This is a genomic window from Antarctobacter heliothermus (assembly GCF_900188425.1).
Taxonomy (GTDB): domain Bacteria; phylum Pseudomonadota; class Alphaproteobacteria; order Rhodobacterales; family Rhodobacteraceae; genus Antarctobacter; species Antarctobacter heliothermus.
In genome coordinates this window covers 33,511-52,372 of the sequence record NZ_FZON01000035.1, presented here as the reverse complement: position 1 = coordinate 52,372, position 18,862 = coordinate 33,511, and the positions used below count along the sequence as shown (strand labels likewise).

Genomic DNA, 18,862 nt, shown 5'->3' with positions numbered 1-18,862 from the left:
CGCGACCGGAATATCCAACGGGTAGAAAAGTGCCCCGGCATCGGGCGACCACAAACCTTTCTTCTTCAACTCATGCCGCCAGGCGTAAATCTGTTGCCGCGTAATCTCGTGGCGCTGCGCCACTTGCGTCACCGTTTCCCCACCAACACCAGCCGACATGACAATTTCGAGCTTGTCCTCATCGCGCCAGAAACGCCGCCGCTCCACCCCAAGAATTTCACCACGCATCGATGACCCCGCATAAGACACGTCGTTAACGACGTCGTTAAACACGTGTCCTAGATGATCGCACCAGCGTCAGGCAGGCGGTGCCAATGGCGCGGTTACGTTACGCCTCAGGTGCGAGTTCCGCAACAACGCCCGTCCATCGCCGCCGAGTTCCTTGAAAACGGGGTATCGGTTGCAAGCTTCAAGGGCTACTTCTCGAAGAAGGCAGGGGTCAGCAGCCGGTTTCCCACCAACCGCGACGTTCGGCACGGCATCTTGAACGAGAACGCTTATGCGATTTCGACGCGCCCACGACTGACGGACATCCTGTGGGAACTGGAACTCGCAAGCAGGTCGAAACTCGCCGAGCAGTCCGACCAGCCCCCTAACCTGTGGGTCGAGCATGTCATGCCGCAGTCATGGGGCGATGACTGGCCCTATGAGGACGGATCGAGTGGACACCCCTCGGATGACGACTGCAAGGCCATCGCACGAAATGCCATCCTGCACACCTTGGGCAACCTTACGCTGCTCACTGGCGGTCTGAACATCTCATCGGGGAACAAGGGTTTTGATGAGAAGAAGGCGAAATTCGCCGAGCACACGGGCTTGTTCTTGAACAAGTGGTTCACCGGGAAAACGCAGTGGACCGAAGATGAAATACGAGAACGAGGCGAGCGGTTCGCAGACGCCGCCGTTTCCCGATGGATCGGTTTGGACGGAAGTTAGCTGTTTCCATCACACCGCCATACTAGCGTTGGCCTGCCACGCTGATCGGCAACGAGTGCCTGATATTCGGGTTCTGACATGCTACCCAAATGATACCCACAGCGTAATACGCGCTTATTAGGCGGCAACAAAATCGCGCCAAGCCATTGCTTTTATTTAGTAAAAGTGGTGCCCGGGGGCGGAATCGAACCACCGACACGAGGATTTTCAATCCACTGCTCTACCCCTGAGCTACCCGGGCACGGGTGAAGGACAACCTTCGGGTGGACGCGGTTTAGCCGAGGTCTGAGCCGGTGTCCAGCGGGTATTGCAACTGTTTTTTCATCCAGGGAAACCACCTCTTTCAAAGCCTGACGGCGCAGGCTACATCCACCGAATGACTTACATTGTGGACAGCCTCGAAACCTTTTTCACACATGGTTTCGACTGCGTGATCGACGTTCGGAGCCCGGCGGAATTCGCCGAAGATTGCGTTCCAGGGGCCATCAATCTGCCAGTGCTCGACAATGAAGAGCGTGCGCAGGTCGGAACGATCTACAAGCAGGACAGCCCGTTCAAAGCGCGCAAGATCGGGGCCGCTATGGTGTTTCGCAATGCCGCAGCACATGTCGCGGGGCCGTTGGCACACCATCATGGGGGGTGGCGTCCGCTGGTCTATTGTTGGCGGGGCGGGCAGCGGTCCGGCACCTTCACCTGGATGCTGCGGGAAATCGGATGGCGCGCGGAGGTGGTGCAGGGCGGGTACAAGACCTATCGCCGTCTCGTGACCCATGCCCTTTACGATTCCGCGTTGCCGCATCGCTTTGTCCAGCTCGGGGGGTATACCGGGACGGCCAAGACGGCCCTTTTGCCGCGACTGGCAGAGCGGGGGGTCCAGGTGCTGGACCTGGAAGGTTTGGCGCGACATCGCGGTTCGCTGCTGGGGGAGATGCCTGGTGGGCAGCCCGCACAGAAAGGGTTCGAATCCGATCTGATCCGGGCGCTGCAAGTGCTTGATCCAGCGTCACCGGTGGTGGTCGAGGCGGAAAGCAGCAAGATCGGCCAGATCAACCTGCCGCCCGCGCTGTGGGAGGCGATGAAAACCGCGCCCTGGATCGAACTCACCGCCCCGATCGAGGCCCGGGCACGGTATCTGGCCGAAGCCTACGCCGATATTCTTGCCGACGGTCCGCGCCTGAGCGAAATGCTCGCGCCGCTGCGGTTTTACCGGGGGCATGAACTGGTGGATCGTTGGGACGCAATGATTGCAGGGGGGGAGCGGCTGGCGCTCTGCCGGTCCCTGGCAGAGGATCACTACGACCCGGCGTACCGAACGTCCATGCGCGCGCAGTCGCCGCAGTTCATTCACCGCGAAGAGACAACCGCTTTGACGCCTCAGGCTCTGGATGCGCTTGCAGATCGGCTGGCGCTACACCTTCAGACGATCCGGATCTGACCAGTCTCATCTGTGATTCGGCCGATGTCGCACGCCTGATATCCCGCAGCGCGCAAGGCGGTCAGCCGCTTGCCCACGTCCCCTGTAACCGCCGCCAACAAACCGCCAGCAGTCTGAGGATCGATCAGCAGATCGTGTCGCGGCGTGGCGTCGAGATCAGGGAAAGGGGCGCGGTTGTCGGGATACAGGCTTGACCGGATGCCATTGGCAGACAGGTCCAGCGCGCCCGCCATCAGTGGCACTGCGCCCAGAGTCACCTCTGCACCCACGGCGGAATTCAGACAGATGTTGCGCAGGTGGCCCAGCAAACCAAAACCTGTGACGTCTGTCATGGCGTGGGCATCTAGGAGAATTTCCGATGCCTGTGCCTGCGACTGCATCATCAGATCCAGTGCCGCGGACACATCCGCGCCATGCGCGCGACCGGCCATTTCGGCAGCCATCAAAACGCCCGAGCCGAGGGGTTTGGTCAGGATCAACGCATCGCCGGGGCGCGCGCCGGCCAGTCCGACGGGCGTGTGATCGCATAGTCCGGTCACGGTAAATCCGATTGTCAGTTCCGACCCTTGGGAACTGTGTCCGCCCACAATTTCCGCGCCAGCGTTTGCCATCACCTCGCGGGCAGCGGTCATGATCTCGCGCAAGGTGCGCGTGGCCAGCGCGGGTGACATGCGCGGAAGGATGAGATTGGTCAGAACCGCGCCGGGTCGCGCGCCCATTGCCCAGACATCCCCCAAGGCATGCTGTGCTGCGATCCGGGTCATGGTCACGGGGTCGCTGACAAACTCTCGCAGATGGTCGGTGCTGATCACGGTCCGGGCGCCGCCGATGTCGATAACTGCCGCGTCGTCCCCGGGCAGTCCCCCCGGTTCCAGCGCTTGCAGCAACGCCGACTGACCCAGTTTGGCACCGCACCCGCCACACAGCACCTTGTCGCCAAGCGCCTCTGCCCCGGCGGCGCGAACGGCGGGCAGCGGCGGGAGCTGCATTTGTGGCAGATCCCTGAATTTCGACATGAATTTCTGGTCGATCCGATTTTTCCAACGCCAGACCCAGGGGCCTGAGAAGGTCAGCCCAAACCGGTCGCCAAGCGCTGATTTGCCCCCCAGAGAGAGTAGCTTCAGATAGTCGGCCTGAGGATGGTATTTTTGGGTCTGGCCGGTTTCACGCAATGCGGCGCGCAGATTGTGCGCCAGGATCGGGGCCTGCCGCACCGCATAGACGCCCGCCTTTGGGCGCGGCGCAAAGGCCATGTCGGCGCAATCGCCGACGGCAAAGACATGCCTGTCCGAGCTTTGCAATCTGGGGTCCACAGTGACAAAGCCGTCGCGATGAGACAAGCCGGTCTGAGCAAGCCATGGGTGCGGGCGTGCGCCGGCGGCACCGCAAATGAAACCGGCCTCGATTGTCCTGTCAGCCAGCCTGACACCTTCGGCGGTGACCGCGATGACCTCTGCCGCTTCGTGGATTTCAATGCCTGCTTCGATCAACGCGCGCCGCATCCGCCGGGACGCGCGCGCCGGGAGGGCAGCCAGTGCAGTGTCCCGTTCGATCAGATGCAACCGGGCAGGGCGGGCAATCCCGCCCAAGGCGTGGCTCATCGCCAACACAAGTTCGGCACCCGCGACGCCCCCCCCGATGACGGCGACAGCGGCGGGGCCGGTGGTGGACAAAAAGGCCTGCCATGCGTCTGCGAAGGTTTCCAGCGGTTTGGCGGGAACCGCATACTCGGCAAAGCCGGGCAGGTCCGCCATGTTGGTTGTGATCCCGATGTCGATGCTGGCCACGTCGTATTCAATGGGCGGACGGCCAGGAACGCAAATTTCCTTGCGGTGCAGGTCGATGGCTGTGGCGGCGCCAAGCACCAGCCGGGCATTGGCAAAACGCGCCAGCTGTACGAGGTCGATTTCCAGAGACTTGCGCTCATAGTGTCCGGCAATATGACCCGGTAGCATTCCAGAGTATGCGGCTGTCGGATTGGGGCTGATCAACGTCAGCCGCGCTCCGGGCAGAGGCTTCATCCCCCAGGATCGGAGCAGCAGCGCATGAGTATGACCTCCGCCGATCAGCACTAGATCGCGGGTGAAAGGATGGGGGGGTGATAGCATCCTTGCCTCCTTCGGCACGCCGGGCCGCTTGCTGCGACAGACCCCGCATAGCGCCGAAGCTGGCGTCAGAAAAGCGTGATCTCGTCCGCCACGGGCCTTGGGATCGGGGCAGGTTTCTCCGGTGGCAAAGAGATCGCCTCGGCAGAAACCATCAACTGCCGCACGCGTCCATTCGTCGGCCAAAAACGGATTCGCCGGGCAGCGGTGCCCGCGACGCTTTCAGCAACGCAGGGAATTCCCTCATCCGCCAGGAATTGCCGGGCAAATGCGGCGTTTGACGCGCCGATGTCACGCAGGTTGCCGATCATGCTGGCGCCGCCAAAGACCTTGGCCTGCAGTCGCGCACGTTCGGCCCCCTTTCGCAGCAGACCGTTGATCAGCAGTTCCATTGCATACGCGCCATATCGTACACTTGCCCCGCCGCCGCCCTCGCGGTTGGGCAAGAGAAAGTGGTTCAGGCCGCCAATCCGACGCGTGGTGTCGAACATGCAGACAGCTATGCAGGATCCCAGAACGGTGGTCATCACCACCGACGGATCCTCGGAAATCTCGTATTCGCCCTGGATGACGTTGACAACTTTCTCGACTGATCCTGTCATCTCTGCAACTCCCTCGATGTGCGTGGGGCGTCGCCCCTGCCGGCAAGCAGCGCCTCTGCGATCCGGTCTAGCGGCAGGATCTTGTGGACACAGCCGCTCTGGACGGCTGCGCGCGGCATCCCGTAGACGACGCAGCTTGCCTCATTCTGGGCAATGGTGAAGGCGCCGCCGTCATACAGGGCCTTCATCCCGTTGGCCCCATCGCGGCCCATTCCGGTCAAGAGCGCTGCGGATACCCGAGACGCAAGCGGAACCGCAGATGAAAAAAGCATGTCGACTGAGGGAATATGCCCAGAGACAGGCGCATCCGCCTGGCAGACCGCGCGTGTCCCGGCGCGGCCATCCATGACCAGATGGGTCCGTGTTCCCGCCCCGATCAGGATCTGACCCCGGCGGATGGGTTGCGGTCCTGTCGCCAGATGCACCGTGGGCAGGCATTGCCGATCCAGTAGTCCTGCAAGGCTCTCGCCGAACCCGGTTCCGGTATGCTGCACGACCAGCGTGGGGGGGCAGTTTTCCGGGAAACGCGATAGAATGGCAAGTAAGGCATCCACGCCCCCGGTGCTTGCCCCGATCAGGATCACGCGATCATTGCTGGTTTCTGGAATGGCCACCTGTCCGGCCGGGACAACAACACCCGGTTCGGGGCGCCGCCGACCTGCCATTGGCGGCGTCGCGGGACCAGGTGTCACACTGGCACTATTCCGGGACAGGATGGGTTGATGCAGTCGGTGCGATTGCGGTGCCGGTCTGAGCTTTGGCCGCTCGGCTGTGGAATTCGCCGCAATGGCCTTCGTTGTCGGCCTGCGATCGCCTATCTGTGCACTTGGTCCTGATCGGGGTTTCTTGGCAGGGTTGAGGTTTTGAGCGGTCCGGGTCAAGGCGCAGAGTTGCCGGACATAGATCTCTTCGGGCGCGTTGGCCGGGATCGAGAACAGATCCGATCCGGGGCTGTCGTCGCCCACAGGGGCCTGAGGCAGCCGAGTTGACCGATCTGGCATCGTGACAACCAGCCAGCGGATATCGAGCGTCGAGAACAGGGCGCGCATCACTTCGAATTCGGGCAGGTTGGCCAGAACGTCCGCGATCAAGACGGCTTTCGGCTGGCGCTCCTCCACGACGTTGTAGGTGTTCATCAAGTCCCCGGTTTGTGCGATGACCTCGAACTCGGACATTTGGTCGACCATCCGCCCAAGACGGGCTCGTTGCGCGGTGTCCGGTGTGGCGATGACGAGGGTCTTCCTGAGCACGATTTTTCTCCCGCAGAGGCACGTTCAAACCCGAACAGGGGCAAGCAGGCGACACATCAGAACAACTCTGCGTGTCCGACATCGGTCGCGGAATTGACGGTTCCGCTCAGCCTGGTTGCCATGTCGCGAAGCGGCACGTCAGACAGGGCCTGAACCACGTCCACCATGCCCGCGTCGTCCGTCCCGACCGAAATCTGTTCGAGGTAGTCCGCCAGCGCGCCAATCGACTGCCGTAGCATGTCCAACTCCTGCAACATCCCGATCGACTGGGTATCAAAGGCATGTGTTGCGTGGACGATGACAGTGTCGAGGCCGTGTTCCAACCGCTCAAGCCGAACATAGAGCCCCTCAAGTTCCGCCGACGCGCGCCGGGTGGCAACCTTCAACGGCAGCATGGTCTCCGTCTGCGCTGTCATAGACGACCGACCACGCTTTCGATGCATTGTTTCATCGCCGCCGAGGTAAACGGTTTCTTGATCATGTTGTTCAGCCCCAACTGTTTGGCTTCGGCCACGATCTCTGGCGTTGGCCTGCCGGTGACCAGGATAAACCCCATTTTCTTGAGCGCCTGATTTCCGCGAACAGCCTTCAACAGACCAAGACCATCCAGCCCGGGCATGTTGTAGTCCGACAGAACCAGGTGCACCGGACTTGCGGAGATGCGGCTCAATGCCGAACGGCCATCGTTTTCCGTGACGTAGTTTTTGATCCCGATGTCATCGAGGGCCTGAGTGATCAGACCGCGGCTTGTTGCCATGTCATCGACGACCATGATCCTCAGAGAGTCCTTCAGTCCCATAATGCTCTCCTATTGCAGCGTGGGCTGCGCGTTGGTGCGCGACTTGCAGTAACTGGTGATGCCGACGCCAGTGAGATCCTCAAGTGCCGGGCCCGTGACGCGTTCTGAATGTCCGATGAACAACAGGCCACCCGGCGACAGTTTGGCGCTCATGCGCTGCCAGAGGCGACGTTGTGTGTCGGGAGCGAAATAGATCGCAACGTTCCGGCAGAAAATGGCATCAAACGGCCCCGCGAAGGGCCAATCGTCCATCAGGTTCAGTTCGTTGAAGGTGATAAGAGATTTCAAGGCGTCCGCAACGGCGTAGGTTTTGCCGGCCGCGTCATTGGCCGTTATCCATTTCTTTCGCAACGGGGCCGGGATACCGGAGACGTCTTCGGCAGAATAGTTTCCGGCCCGGGCTTTTGCCACGATCTTGGGGTCTATATCTGTGGCCAGGATGCGCACGTCCCTTGCGGGTGCATCCGGGATTGCCTCCAACAGCGTCATTGCTACGGAAAAGGGTTCCTGACCTGACGAACATCCGGCTGACCAGATGCGCAGCCGCCCACCGGCCCGTGCTTTCCCAGCAAGGTCCTGCGACAACACCTGCTGTACTATCTCGAAGTGATGGTTTTCCCGAAAGAAACTGGTGACATTTGTTGTCAACGCCGAGATCAGTTCCAGCCTCTCGTCTTCTTCCTCCGTGCGGTTGAGCAATGCGAGGTAGTCGGAAAAGCTGCTGACCTGACGCGACTTGAGCCGTCGCGCCAACCGCGAATAGACCAATGGCTTCTTGCTTTCCGCAAGGCTGAGCCCGAAACGATCCCGCGCGAGATCGGCGATCGAACGAAAGTCGTCGTCGCTGAAGGGAATGTCGCGCGTAAAGGCGTTGGGCACCGAAGTGTTCATGCAGACAGTCCCTTTTCGCTGTCGACAACGGCGTCAAGATTGACCACCCGAACCATGGACTCATCGACCGAGATCATCCCGAGAATGCTGTTCCGGGTCGCTTCGGACTTGATGTCCGGCGTCTCCTGGATCGCGCTTTTGTCGACGGACAGGATTTCGGATACAGACTCGACCAGCAGGCCGATAGTTGCACCATCGACGGCCGCCACGATGACCACGTTCCGTTCGTTTGCAGGTGTCGCCCCCAGACCGAACCGCGCCGACAGATCGAAAATCGGGATCACTGCACCGCGGAGATTCATCACGCCCAGCACATCCTGGGGTGTATGGGGCAGGGCGGTTACCGGGGTCCATCGCCTGATTTCGCGGATTTGCGTGATCTCGAGGCAATAGCTCTGGCCGCCCGCCGAGAAGGTGATGAATTCGAACTGTGTGTCTGCAAGTGCTTCAGCGGTTTCAGCCATGACGAAGCTCCATTCTGCTGTGCTGTGCAAAGGGATCGTGGCCCGGGGCGTGGGCCAGTCTGATCAGTTCTTCGGGATCAAGGATCAGGGCAATCTTGCCGTCGCCCAGAATGGTCGCTGCCGAGACCCCGGGAATAGCGGCGTAGTTGCTTTCCAGGCTTTTGATCACGACTTGCCGCTGATCGTGGATCGCGGTGACGCGCAGCGCGGTCAAACCTTGCATTTCCGTACTGACCAGAAGCAGAATGCCGTTGCTGTTCTTGTCGTCACACTGGCCAAGGCCAAGACTGTCGGCCACATCGACTATCGGAACATAGGACCCGCGTACACTGACCACTTCACTGTCGGTGCCAACCACATGGATGTCGCGCGGGTTGGGGCGAATGGTTTCAAGGATCGACGAGATCGGAATGACCATGGTCTGGTCGGCCACGGAGATCACGAACCCATCCATCACCGCCAAGGTCAGTGGCAGCACGATGGCAAAGGTCGTGCCTTTGCCAGGGGTCGAGGTGATCGATACCCGGCCGCCCAACGCATGGACCGCGTTCTTGACCACGTCCATGCCAACACCTCGTCCCGACAGGGCCGAGACCTGACCTGCAGTTGAAAAACCGGGAAGGAACAGAAGGTTGTCAATTTCGGGATCAGAGAACTCGACGTCCGGCGGCACCAGACCTTTTTCCATGGCCTTGGCAAGGATACGTTCGCGGTTCAGCCCGGCGCCGTCGTCTGAAATCTCGATGAAGACGCTGCCGGAACGGTGGGCGGCGGACAGCCGGATTGTCCCTGTCTGGTCCTTTCCCGCCTCTGTGCGCTCTGCGGGCAATTCCAGCCCATGGTCGACGGCATTGCGCACCATGTGGGTCAGCGGATCGGCCAGCCGCTCGATGACGGTCTTGTCCACTTCGGTGGAGTCGCCGACCGTGACCATCTTAGCCTTCTTGCCCGTCGCGTCCGAAGCCTCGCGCACGATCCGTGACATGCGCTGGAACAATGGTTTGACTGGTTGCGCGCGGATCGCCATGACGCCTTCCTGGATGTCACGCGCAAGCAGCTTGTAGGCCTCCAACTCATTGGTCAAATGGGCGACGGTGGGCAGATCCAGTTCCTCAATCCGCTGCGAGATCATCGCCTGGTTGATGATCAACTCGCCAACCGTGTTGATCAGCCGGTCAACCCGGTCCAGATCGACCCGCAAGGTCGGTTTGGGCCCGCGCAACTCCTTGGTTGCCGGTGCAGTCGTCGACTTTCCCTGACCGGGGTCAGGCTTTTTTCCGGTTAGAGTCTCCGCCGATGTGACGCCGACGGGCACGTCCGTCGAGATCTGCGGAAGCGCGGTGTCTTGAGGTGTTGGCGAAACGGCCTCGTCCGGCAGGGCAGATGGTTCGGGAAGCTCGATCGCCTGCGGACCTGCCGTCTGGTCCATCTCGATTTCCAGCGCACAGAGCCCTTCCACAAATTCGAAAACCTCGTGCAGGGTGGTTTCCGGCTCGCTGGTTGTCAGCGACAATTGCCAAGACAAAACTGCATCTGCCGGGTCGAAGGAGTCAAACTCCGGCAACAGGCTGAGATCTGCCTCGACCGACAGGCTGCCAAACTCGGCAAGAGCGTCGAAGATCAGCAACGGTTCATGCCCGTTTTCATACAGCGCGCGCGACGGGGCAAAACGAATATGGAAAACGCGGGCACTGCTTACGGGATCTTCGCCGCCAAGGTCGATCTGCGGTCCGTCAAAATCCAACGTGACCGCGTCAAAGCAGAAATCCTCGACAGCGGTATCGCCGTCCAGATAGCTTTCAAGTTCGTTTACAAGCCCTGTCTCGATCTCGTCATCAAGTTCCGTTTCATCGCGCGCTGCGGCGACCAGGTCGGCCAAGTGGTCCCCGGCGCGATGGAACAGGCCCATCAGTTTTTCGTCCACGGCCAGTGCGCGGTCCCGCACCTTGTCCATGACAGTTTCAAAGCTGTGCGCAAACGACACCAGTCGGTCGAGGGCGAAAGCACCTGCGCCGCCCTTGATCGAATGCACGGAGCGGAAGACGGCATTCACGACCTCCATATCGTCGGAGGTGTCTTCCATCTGGGCCAGTCCTTCGACCAGCGCCTCCAACAGTTCTTCGCATTCTTCGAAGAAGGTATCTCTTATCGAATTTACTGACATCTCAGCTCACATGCCCTGTCAGACGACGCAGGACGGACACCAGAGAGCCATCGTCGAAGGGTTTCACGATCCATCCCGTGGCACCGGCGTTGCGCGCCCGTGATTTCAAGTCATCCGAGCTCTCCGTGGTCAGCACGAGGATAGGCACATTGGTGCGGTTGGGGCCGCTGCGCAACGTGTCGATCACCCCGAACCCGTCCATCTTGGGCATATTGATATCGGTGATCACCACATCCGGATCGACGTCGGGGAAAATGTCCACGCCTTCCTGACCATCGCAGGCGGAATGAAATTCGAACCCCGCACCTTCAAGAGAGACCCGCAAAAGGTTGCGGATCGTGCGCGAGTCGTCGATTGCCAGAACTTTTGTCGTCATTGCAGCGGTTCCTTGTCGAAATGTTCGGAAGAGAGACCCAGCCGTTCAAGCCCCTCACGAAATCCAGGCGCCATGTCGGTGACGTTGAAATCGACGCCGTCCACAGTCCATTGCCTTTGCGCCACGAGCAATAATTGCAGCCTGTGCGAGTCCAGCCGCGCAACATCGCGTGCAGAAACGGTGACCGGCATGCGCCGGGCGTTCAAAAGGAAGGCGACCAGCGGATCTTCGCCGGAGCGGGCCCGTGCGGGGCCCAGAGCGTGGAAACTGATGTCTGACATCGCGGTACTGCATCCTTCGTGGCACTGAGCGCGTCTTGGCATGACACATCTGACGAACCGAAGAGATAGGGATGCGATCTTAACAAAGGGTTCCGACGGGCACGTCCGCCAAATTTCAGACTGCCGGACCGGAGCTTTTCTGGAGGGTGTTTTGGGGAGTGTTGTCGAAAGTGATTGAAATCAAGAGATAAAAACCGCCAGATAACCGGGCAGGACCGCTGTTTCACTCACACTCGCCGAACGCCGAAAATTCGAAACATCGGTGTCGCTGGCGACGCTCTCCTCAGAGCCAGTTGCACCTCCGCGACGAGTCGGAGGCGCCCCGGGCGACAGCGGGCGAGTGCGGAAGGGGGCGCTTTCTGATGTGATCACAGTGCGGCGCCCGCCGAAGTCCTTACGCAAGCCGGGGCCGGTCCGTCTGGACCAGCCCCGGGAACAGGCGACGCGCAGCGCGCGGCGCAACACAGAATACCGCCGAATTCAGGCCGCCTCTGCGCTTTCCGGCCCGAACCGGCCGTAAAAGCTCTGCGATTTGTCGGCCATTTCCCGCAGCAACGGCGGGCAGGCAAAGCGCGGGCCATAGGCCTCGGTCAACTGGTCACAGCGTTCCGCCGCATAGGGCGCTCCGATCATGTCCAGCCAGGACAGCGGACCACCGGACCACGGCGCAAAACCCCAGCCGAGGATTGCGCCGACATCGCCTTCGCGGATGTCCATCAGCACCCCTTCTTCCAGAGCGCGAACGGCCTCCAGCGATTGCACAAACAGCAGGCGATGCTGCACCTCTGTGACCGTGGGCTGGTCCTCGGACTGCGGATACTTGTCCTGTACCAATTGGCTCAGGCCCTGACGCTTGCCTTTTTCGTCGTAGTCGTAAAAGCCCGCCTTGGTCTTGCGACCCAACCGGCCTTCGCCTTCCATCCAGAAGATGACCTCATCGACTTCTCCGTCGGGATAGGCGTCGCCCATTGCTGCGCGCGTCGCGCGCGCAATCTTGGCCCCCAGATCGATCGAGGTTTCATCGACCAGTTGCAGCGGGCCCAGCGGCATCCCGATCATCTTGGCGGAATTTTCGATCAGGGCAGGGGACACCCCCTCTTTCACCATGCGGATGCCTTCGTTGATGTAGGGGATGATGCAGCGATTGGCGTAGAAGAACCGCGCGTCGTTGACCACAATCGGCGTCTTGCGGATCTGGCGCACGAAATCCAGCGCCTTGGCCACCGCTCGGTCGCCTGTCTGCTTGCCCTTGATGATCTCGACCAGCATCATCTTCTCGACCGGAGAGAAGAAGTGGATGCCGATATATTGCTCGGGATTCTTCGATGCCTTCGCCAGTTCGGAAATCGGGAGGGTCGACGTGTTGGTCGCAAAGATGCAGTCGTCACCCGTCACGGCATCCACGGCCTTGGTCACCTCGGCCTTGATCTTGGGATCTTCAAAGACGGCCTCGACGATCAGGTCACAGCCTTTCAGATCATCGTAAGATGTGGTCGCCGTGATGCGGGCCAGCATCGCGTCGGCCTTGTCCTGCGTGATCTTTTTGCGGCTCACGCCCTTGGCGGCATAGTCGGCGCTATAGGCCTTGCCCTTGTCTGCGGCATCCTGATCGCGGTCCAGCAGAACCACCTCGATGCCCGCCTGCGCCGACACCAGCGCGATACCCGCGCCCATCATACCCGCGCCCAGAACCCCGACCTTGGTCACTTTCTGGTCGGCAACGTCGGCAGGACGCACTGCCCCCTTTTCCAACGCTTCCTTGTTGATGAAAAGCGAGCGGATCATGTTCGCGGAGGACGGGTTCATCAGGACATTGGTGAACCAGCGCGCCTCGATCTTGAGCGCGGTGTCAAACGGCACCAGTGCGCCTTCATAGACCGCCGACAACAGGGCCTTGGCCGCAGGGTAAACGCCCTTGGTCTTGCCATGCACCATGGCGCTGGCCCCGACAAAGGTCATGAAACCGGCCGGGTGATAGGGTGCGCCGCCTGGCATCTTGTACCCCTTGGCATCCCAAGGCTTCAGAATATCAGCATCTTTGGCGTTAAGAACCCACTCTTTCGCGGCGGCCAGTGGATCTTCGACGACTTCGTCGATCACTCCGGCGGCCTTGGCCTTTTTCGGGTCGTTCAGCTTACCCTCCAGCAGCAGCGGAGAGGCGGCCATCGCGCCCATCTTGCGCACAAGACGCGTGGTGCCTCCGGCGCCCGGAAAGATGCCGACCATGATCTCAGGCAAGCCAATCTTGGCCTTGGGGTTGTCGGCGGCAAAGATACGGTGAGTCGACAGCGGGATTTCCAGACCAATGCCAAGTGCTGTGCCGGGCAGGGCGGTGGCAATCGGCTTGCCGCCCTTGTTGGTCTTGGGGTCCATGCCCGCGCGCTCGATCTTGCGCATGATGCGGTGGGCGTTCATGATCCCGTCAAACAGGCCCTTGGCCGGGTCGTCTCCTGCCATTTCCTTCATCTTGGCGATGACCTTCAGGTCCATGCCACCGGCAAAGCTGTCCTTGCCAGAGGTGATCACCACCCCCTTGACCACGTCGTCCGCCAGCGCCTGATCAATCAGTGCATCAAGTTCATCCCAGGCCTCCAGCGTCATCACGTTCATGGATTTGCCGGGCACGTCCCAAGTGATCACCGCGACGCCGTCCGCGTCGGTTTGCATCGTGAAATCAGTCATACTCACTCTCCAGTGTTTTTCGGGGGGCGCCCGGTCCACGCGTGGTGGCCGCGGGCGTTGAGGATTGCCGACATCTTCCATCCCTCTGACGTGGGATGCAGAAGCGCGGTAGAGGTATAGGGTGCGGTGATGCGCTGACCTTTTCGCATCAGGTTTGTGCGGTAAGTGGCCAGAACCGTCCCGTCTTCGCAGTGCTCGAAACCCAGAGGTTCACGGTCGACAACGTCCAATCCCATGGCCTCGCATGCCTCCAGGTAGAGATCAAAGTTCCGCCTGACGTCCGCGTCGCTGGTCAGGGTGACGGGGCCGGACCCGGTCTCCATGCTGAACGGCAGCACCATGCGGGCGCGCCATTTTCCGATGTCGCCTGTGAAGAACGGTTCGGATATGTCATCTAGAAACCGCTCGAGTTCGATGTCGGTAAAGGTCAGGGTCATGGGCCTGCCACTTCTGCGCCATTCCGGCGCAAAAAGCGCATCCTGCCATCCTCGACCTCGACCCGAAGATCGACATCCGAGTACCAACCCGTCTCGCGATCGGTTCGTGACCCCACGACCACAAAGGCGCCCACGATCGCAGATCGATTGACGATATGGTGACCGTTCGGATCGCCTGCTGGAAACCCGCAGCAATCGCCGGGCACCAGCAGCGTCTCTCCAGCATTGTCGACCAGAGTAAGCGCGCCTTCGGTCACGACCAGAAACTCGTCCTGGCGTTCGTGCCAGTGCCGCAGCGACGACATTGCGCCGGGCGCAAGCCGAACGAGGTTTGCGCCGAACTGGGTCAACCCTGCGGCATCTCCCAACCGCTGCTGACTGCGCCCCTTCATGGCCGTATCATGCGGGGCCGGGTAGCTGGATCCCGTGCGGACAGGCACTGTGTTCAGATCGATCTTTGGCATCAGTTCCTCCGTTCTGGGCGCAGACGTTCACGGGTTCCTGTCCCGATCACTGTGTAGTCGCTGTTTTTCATATGACAGCGCATGAGGCAGACCCGCCACAAGGCGGCATCCTTGGTCAGGTTCATTTCACAGATGAAGGGTTCCAGAAGATAGGTCGCGCCCCGCATCACATAGGTCTTGTGGCGTCCGCTGATCTGCGTGGCTGCCGGATCCAGGAAACGTGCATCGACGCAGATGCGGTGGTATTCCGTCGTGCCCAGATTCAACAGATTGTCCCGTTGTTCAGCCAGCATGAAAACCACATCCTCCAGCCGATCAATCTGCATAGACCCATCTGCCATCTGGATCACCAACGGTACCGAGATCAGGTCCTGAAGCCGGGACATGTCGCCGGAAAAAACCATTTGCGCCACCGCGTCGAGATTGGCCTGATAGATGTCTGTCGGGCTGATCGCTGTCATCCGCGGCCTCGAGGTTTCCCGGCAGGTTGGTCCGACACTCTCGAAAGAGTGGAAACAAGGGGCTGTCCGAAAAGGGTTTTGACAACGCCGGTCATGCTGGACAATCGCGCGTGTGCAGAGACGTCCAGCAGGCTGGACGTCTCTGTTTGCGTGATATCCGACGACATTGTCATCCGCGCGGCTTACACGCGCTCGATGATGGTCGCGGCACCCATACCCGAAGCGATACACAGCGTGGCAAGACCGGTGCCCTTGCCGGTCCGCTCCAACTCATCCAGCATGGTGCCAAGGATAATCGCCCCGGTCGCGCCCAGCGGGTGACCCATGGCGATGGACCCGCCGTTCACGTTCACTTTGCTGTCATCCACGTCAAAGGCCTGCATGAAACGCAGCACGACGGACGCAAAGGCCTCATTGACCTCGAACAGGTCGATGTCGCTGATCGACATGCCGCTGTCCTTCAGGATTTTCTGGGTCGCGGGGACCGGGCCGGTCAGCATGATGGTCGGATCGGTGCCGATCTTGCAGGTCGCCCGGATACGCGCACGCGGCTTCAGCCCGTATTTCTCACCGAACTCCTTGTTGCCGATCAGCATTGCGGCAGATCCGTCCACGATGCCAGAGCTGTTGCCCGCATGGTGGATGTGGTTGATCCGCTCAAGATGCGGATACTTCATCAGCGCGATGGCATCGAAGCCGGGCATGACCTCGCCCATGTCCTTGAACGACGGCTTCAGCGCGCCCAGCGTCTGCATGTCGGTTCCCGGACGCATGTATTCATCGTGATCCAGGATCGGCAGGCCGTTCACGTCGCGAACCGTGACGATGGATTTCTCGAACCGCTTGTCCGCCCAGGCGGCGGCGGCGCGCTTTTGGCTTTCGACAGCCAGTCCATCCGCATCATCGCGCGAAAATCCATATTCGGTGGCGATGATATCGGCAGAGATGCCCTGCGGTACAAAATAGCTGTCCATGGCAATGGTCGGATCCACGGCGATCGCGGCGCCGTCGCTGCCCATGGCCACGCGGCCCATCATCTCGACCCCGCCAGCAATATAGGCCTGACCGGCGCCGCCCTTGACCTGGTTGGCCGCCAGATTCACCGCCTCAAGGCCGGAGGCGCAAAACCGGTTGATCGCCAGGCCAGGGATCGACTCGTCAAGGTCGCTTGCCAGAACGGCAGAACGCGCAAGGCAGCCACCTTGTTCGCCCACTTGTGTGACATTGCCCCAGATCACGTCCTCGACGGCGTGACCGTCCAGTCCGTTGCGTTCTTTCACGGCATTCAGAACCTGCGCCGAAAGACGCAACGAAGTGACTTCGTGCAGCGCGCCATCCTTGCGCCCCTTGCCGCGCGGCGTGCGGACAGCGTCGTAGATATATGCTTCGGTCATGTGAGATCCTTCTTCATCAGGTCCGGTCCGCAGGGGAGCCGGGCATCAGGTCATAGGGGCTCTTCCATCGGGGCATTGCCTCGATGTTCGCCATCCAACGGTCAATGGCGGGCCATCCGCCGCGCTCAAAGCCGAAGGGTTCCGGGTAAAAGAGATAGCCGCAGCAGGTCAGGTCGGCGTTGGTGGGCGCATCGCCCACGATCCAGTCACGATCTGCCAGATGCGCGTCCAATATTCCGTATGCACTCTTGAGGCGGCCCTGCATGAAGCCGATCACTTCGGCGGGCTGTTTGTCCTTGGGCAGGAAATTGATCAGGAACCGCGTCATGCCTGCTACGGACGAAAGCTTGTGGTTGTCCCACAAGATCCAGCGTAGCACCTCACGTTCTTCGGCTTTTGTCGCACCCCCGAAATGGCCGTAAGTTTCTGACAGGTATTGCTGGATCACGCCGGACTGGCTGAGCCGGATATCGCCATCTTCCAGCACTGGGCATTCGCCCATCTCATTGACGTCCTGCCGGTATGCATCTCCCCGCGTCTCGCCGTTGAAGAAATCAACCTTGACGGGCTGCCAATCAAGCCCCGCCAGCTCCAGCGCCAGTGCCGCCTTGTAGGAATGTCCTGACTCGCCAAAGCAGTAAAGTTTCATGGTCATCGCACTGCGCCTCCCTTTGCGCCTGTTGTTTCCGCCGGAGCGGGGGTTTCACACCCCCGCACCCCCGTGGGGTATTTTTACAGAGAAGAAACCGCATGTTTCCTCTCCGGGTAACCGCGCGTTAAGGTTGACGCGCCATGATTGTCCTTGCGGTACAGGCTGGGGAGCCGATGACCGCCAGAGGAGAAGCCCCGTGCCTGGCCAAGGGCGCGGGCAGAGCGGGAAGGTTGACTGCAGCCCCAGCGTGTGGGTCCGATGTGCGACCTTCCTGTTTTCTTCTCTGTCGCAAATACCCAATCCTTTCTCACCGCGCGGCACCGCCCTAGAGGGCCCGTGCAATCAGCTCTTTCATGATCTCGTTGGTTCCGCCGTAGATGCGCTGAACCCGCGCATCGGTCCACATCTCGGCCACCGCGTATTCCTGCATAAAGCCGTAGCCTCCGTGCAGTTGTACGCATTCGTCCAGGACCTCTCCTTGCGTATCGCTCAGCCAGTATTTCGCCATGGCGGCCTTTTCGACGCTCAATTTGCCGTCCAGGTGCTCTGCCATGCAGGCGTCAAGGAAGGCGCGGGCGACGGTTGTCTTGGTCTGGCATTCGGCCAGCTTGAATCGTGTGTTCTGGAACTGGGTCAGCGGGCCGCCAAAGGCCTCGCGTTCCTTGCAGTAGCGAACCGTGCGCGCCACGGCACCCTCCATCGCGCCCACTGCGCCGCAGGCGATGATCAGCCGCTCTTGCGGGAGTTGCTGCATCATCTGGTAAAAGCCCTGTCCCTCGGTCCCACCGAGCAGGTTCTCCGGCGCGACCTCGACATTGTCGAAAAACAGCTCAGACGTATCGGCGGCGTGGCAGCCGATCTTGTCGAGGTTGCGACCGCGGCTGAACCCTGTGGCACTATCGGTTTCGACCACCATAAGGGACATGCCTTTTGAACCCTCCTTGGGGTCGGTCTTGGCGGCCACGACAATCAGGTTTGCGTGCTGCCCATTGGTGATGAAGGTCTTTTGCCCGCTCAGGCGGTAGGCGTTGCCGTCTTTCACAGCTTTGGTTTTCAGCCGCTGAACGTCCGATCCGCCGGATGGTTCGGTCATTGCCAGCGCGCCGACCAATTCGCCCGTCACCATTTTGGGCAGCCAGCGCTTTTTTTGCTCTTCGGTGCCATAGGACAGGATGTAATGCGCGACGATGCCGGAATGGATGCCGTGGCCCCAGCTGGCCAGGTTGGCGCGTGAGGCTTCGATCAGGATCACGGCCTCGTGGCCGAAATCACCTCCGGCACCGCCAAATTCCTCGGGGATCGACGGGCACAGCAGACCCAATTCGCCCGCCTGCGCCCATGTTTCGCGGTCCATCTGGCCCTGTTTGCGCCATTTGTCGTAGAGCGGTTGCCACTCGGTTTCGATGAACTTGGCCGTCATCTCGGCCAGCATCGCGTGCTCTTCAGTCATCCAGTCTTGCGGCATCGTT

20 protein-coding genes and 1 tRNA gene are annotated in these 18,862 nt (G+C 60.7%); 2 read left to right on the top strand and 19 right to left on the bottom strand.

Features of this window, described 5'->3' with window-relative positions:
- On the bottom strand, positions 1 to 273 hold a 273-nt coding region (locus tag CHB90_RS16630; protein ID WP_212591612.1), incomplete at its 3' end, for a transposase.
- Between the two features lie 9 nt (positions 274 to 282).
- On the opposite strand from CHB90_RS16630, the gene CHB90_RS16625 reads away from it, so the two are divergent.
- Positions 283 to 936, top strand: a complete 654-nt coding sequence (locus CHB90_RS16625; RefSeq protein ID WP_245823277.1) for an HNH endonuclease family protein — start codon at positions 283 to 285, stop codon at positions 934 to 936.
- A 166-nt stretch (positions 937 to 1,102) separates the two neighbouring features.
- Here CHB90_RS16625 and CHB90_RS16620 read toward each other — a convergent pair.
- Positions 1,103 to 1,177: transfer RNA gene (locus CHB90_RS16620), tRNA-Phe, on the bottom strand.
- A 135-nt stretch (positions 1,178 to 1,312) separates the two neighbouring features.
- On the opposite strand from CHB90_RS16620, the gene mnmH reads away from it, so the two are divergent.
- The gene (gene mnmH, locus CHB90_RS16615) at positions 1,313 to 2,371 is read left to right on the top strand and encodes a tRNA 2-selenouridine(34) synthase MnmH (RefSeq protein WP_089278983.1); all 1,059 of its coding nucleotides are present in this window, start codon (positions 1,313 to 1,315) and stop codon (positions 2,369 to 2,371) included.
- On the opposite strand, the gene selD is transcribed toward mnmH, so the two are convergent.
- The 17 genes from selD to CHB90_RS16530 form a co-directional block, all read right to left on the bottom strand.
- Positions 2,353 to 4,479 (bottom strand): selenide, water dikinase SelD, encoded by a 2,127-nt coding sequence (gene selD, locus CHB90_RS16610; protein ID WP_089278982.1) that lies wholly within the window; start codon positions 4,477 to 4,479, stop codon positions 2,353 to 2,355. The two genes, mnmH and selD, sit on opposite strands and share 19 nt — an antisense overlap.
- A 65-nt stretch (positions 4,480 to 4,544) precedes the next feature.
- A complete protein-coding gene (locus CHB90_RS16605) occupies positions 4,545 to 5,078 on the bottom strand; it encodes a chemotaxis protein CheD (protein WP_089278981.1) in 534 nt (177 codons plus the stop codon).
- Complete coding sequence (locus tag CHB90_RS16600; RefSeq protein WP_245823276.1) at positions 5,075 to 6,328, bottom strand: CheB methylesterase domain-containing protein; 1,254 nt, start codon at positions 6,326 to 6,328, stop codon at positions 5,075 to 5,077. Before CHB90_RS16600 ends, CHB90_RS16605 begins: the two co-directional genes overlap by 4 nt.
- 56 nt (positions 6,329 to 6,384) lie before the next feature.
- Positions 6,385 to 6,744 carry a hypothetical protein gene (locus CHB90_RS16595; RefSeq protein ID WP_089278980.1) on the bottom strand — a complete coding sequence of 120 codons (360 nt, stop codon included), beginning with the start codon at positions 6,742 to 6,744 and terminating at the stop codon, positions 6,385 to 6,387.
- On the bottom strand, positions 6,741 to 7,127 hold the full coding sequence (locus CHB90_RS16590) for a response regulator (RefSeq protein WP_089278979.1): 387 nt from the start codon (positions 7,125 to 7,127) through the stop codon (positions 6,741 to 6,743). Before CHB90_RS16590 ends, CHB90_RS16595 begins: the two co-directional genes overlap by 4 nt.
- A 9-nt stretch (positions 7,128 to 7,136) precedes the next feature.
- A complete protein-coding gene (locus CHB90_RS16585; protein ID WP_089278978.1) occupies positions 7,137 to 8,018 on the bottom strand; it encodes a CheR family methyltransferase in 882 nt (293 codons plus the stop codon).
- Positions 8,015 to 8,482: a chemotaxis protein CheW gene (locus CHB90_RS16580; protein WP_089278977.1), complete on the bottom strand. Its 468-nt coding sequence runs from the start codon at positions 8,480 to 8,482 to the stop codon at positions 8,015 to 8,017. Before CHB90_RS16580 ends, CHB90_RS16585 begins: the two co-directional genes overlap by 4 nt.
- The gene (locus CHB90_RS16575) at positions 8,475 to 10,646 is read right to left on the bottom strand and encodes a chemotaxis protein CheA (protein ID WP_089278976.1); all 2,172 of its coding nucleotides are present in this window, start codon (positions 10,644 to 10,646) and stop codon (positions 8,475 to 8,477) included. The genes CHB90_RS16580 and CHB90_RS16575 overlap by 8 nt, the downstream gene beginning before the upstream one ends.
- A gap of 1 nt (position 10,647) precedes the next feature.
- The gene (locus CHB90_RS16570) at positions 10,648 to 11,022 is read right to left on the bottom strand and encodes a response regulator (protein WP_089278975.1); all 375 of its coding nucleotides are present in this window, start codon (positions 11,020 to 11,022) and stop codon (positions 10,648 to 10,650) included.
- Positions 11,019 to 11,303 (bottom strand): STAS domain-containing protein, encoded by a 285-nt coding sequence (locus CHB90_RS16565; RefSeq protein WP_089278974.1) that lies wholly within the window; start codon positions 11,301 to 11,303, stop codon positions 11,019 to 11,021. Before CHB90_RS16565 ends, CHB90_RS16570 begins: the two co-directional genes overlap by 4 nt.
- A 480-nt stretch (positions 11,304 to 11,783) precedes the next feature.
- On the bottom strand, positions 11,784 to 13,985 hold the full coding sequence (locus tag CHB90_RS16560; RefSeq protein WP_089278973.1) for a 3-hydroxyacyl-CoA dehydrogenase NAD-binding domain-containing protein: 2,202 nt from the start codon (positions 13,983 to 13,985) through the stop codon (positions 11,784 to 11,786).
- Positions 13,986 to 13,987: 2 nt separating this feature from the next.
- A complete protein-coding gene (locus CHB90_RS16555) occupies positions 13,988 to 14,422 on the bottom strand; it encodes a hypothetical protein (RefSeq protein WP_089278972.1) in 435 nt (144 codons plus the stop codon).
- A complete protein-coding gene (locus tag CHB90_RS16550) occupies positions 14,419 to 14,886 on the bottom strand; it encodes a cupin domain-containing protein (protein WP_089278971.1) in 468 nt (155 codons plus the stop codon). Before CHB90_RS16550 ends, CHB90_RS16555 begins: the two co-directional genes overlap by 4 nt.
- The gene (locus tag CHB90_RS16545) at positions 14,886 to 15,347 is read right to left on the bottom strand and encodes a hypothetical protein (protein WP_089278970.1); all 462 of its coding nucleotides are present in this window, start codon (positions 15,345 to 15,347) and stop codon (positions 14,886 to 14,888) included. Before CHB90_RS16545 ends, CHB90_RS16550 begins: the two co-directional genes overlap by 1 nt.
- Positions 15,348 to 15,529: 182 nt before the next feature.
- A complete protein-coding gene (locus CHB90_RS16540; protein ID WP_089278969.1) occupies positions 15,530 to 16,741 on the bottom strand; it encodes an acetyl-CoA C-acetyltransferase in 1,212 nt (403 codons plus the stop codon).
- 16 nt (positions 16,742 to 16,757) lie between these two features.
- On the bottom strand, positions 16,758 to 17,396 hold the full coding sequence (locus CHB90_RS16535) for a glutathione S-transferase family protein (RefSeq protein ID WP_089278968.1): 639 nt from the start codon (positions 17,394 to 17,396) through the stop codon (positions 16,758 to 16,760).
- Positions 17,397 to 17,718: 322 nt separating this feature from the next.
- Positions 17,719 to 18,843, bottom strand: coding sequence for an acyl-CoA dehydrogenase family protein (locus CHB90_RS16530; RefSeq protein WP_170941093.1), 1,125 nt, complete (start codon positions 18,841 to 18,843; stop codon positions 17,719 to 17,721).
- Positions 18,844 to 18,862 lie beyond the last annotated feature (19 nt).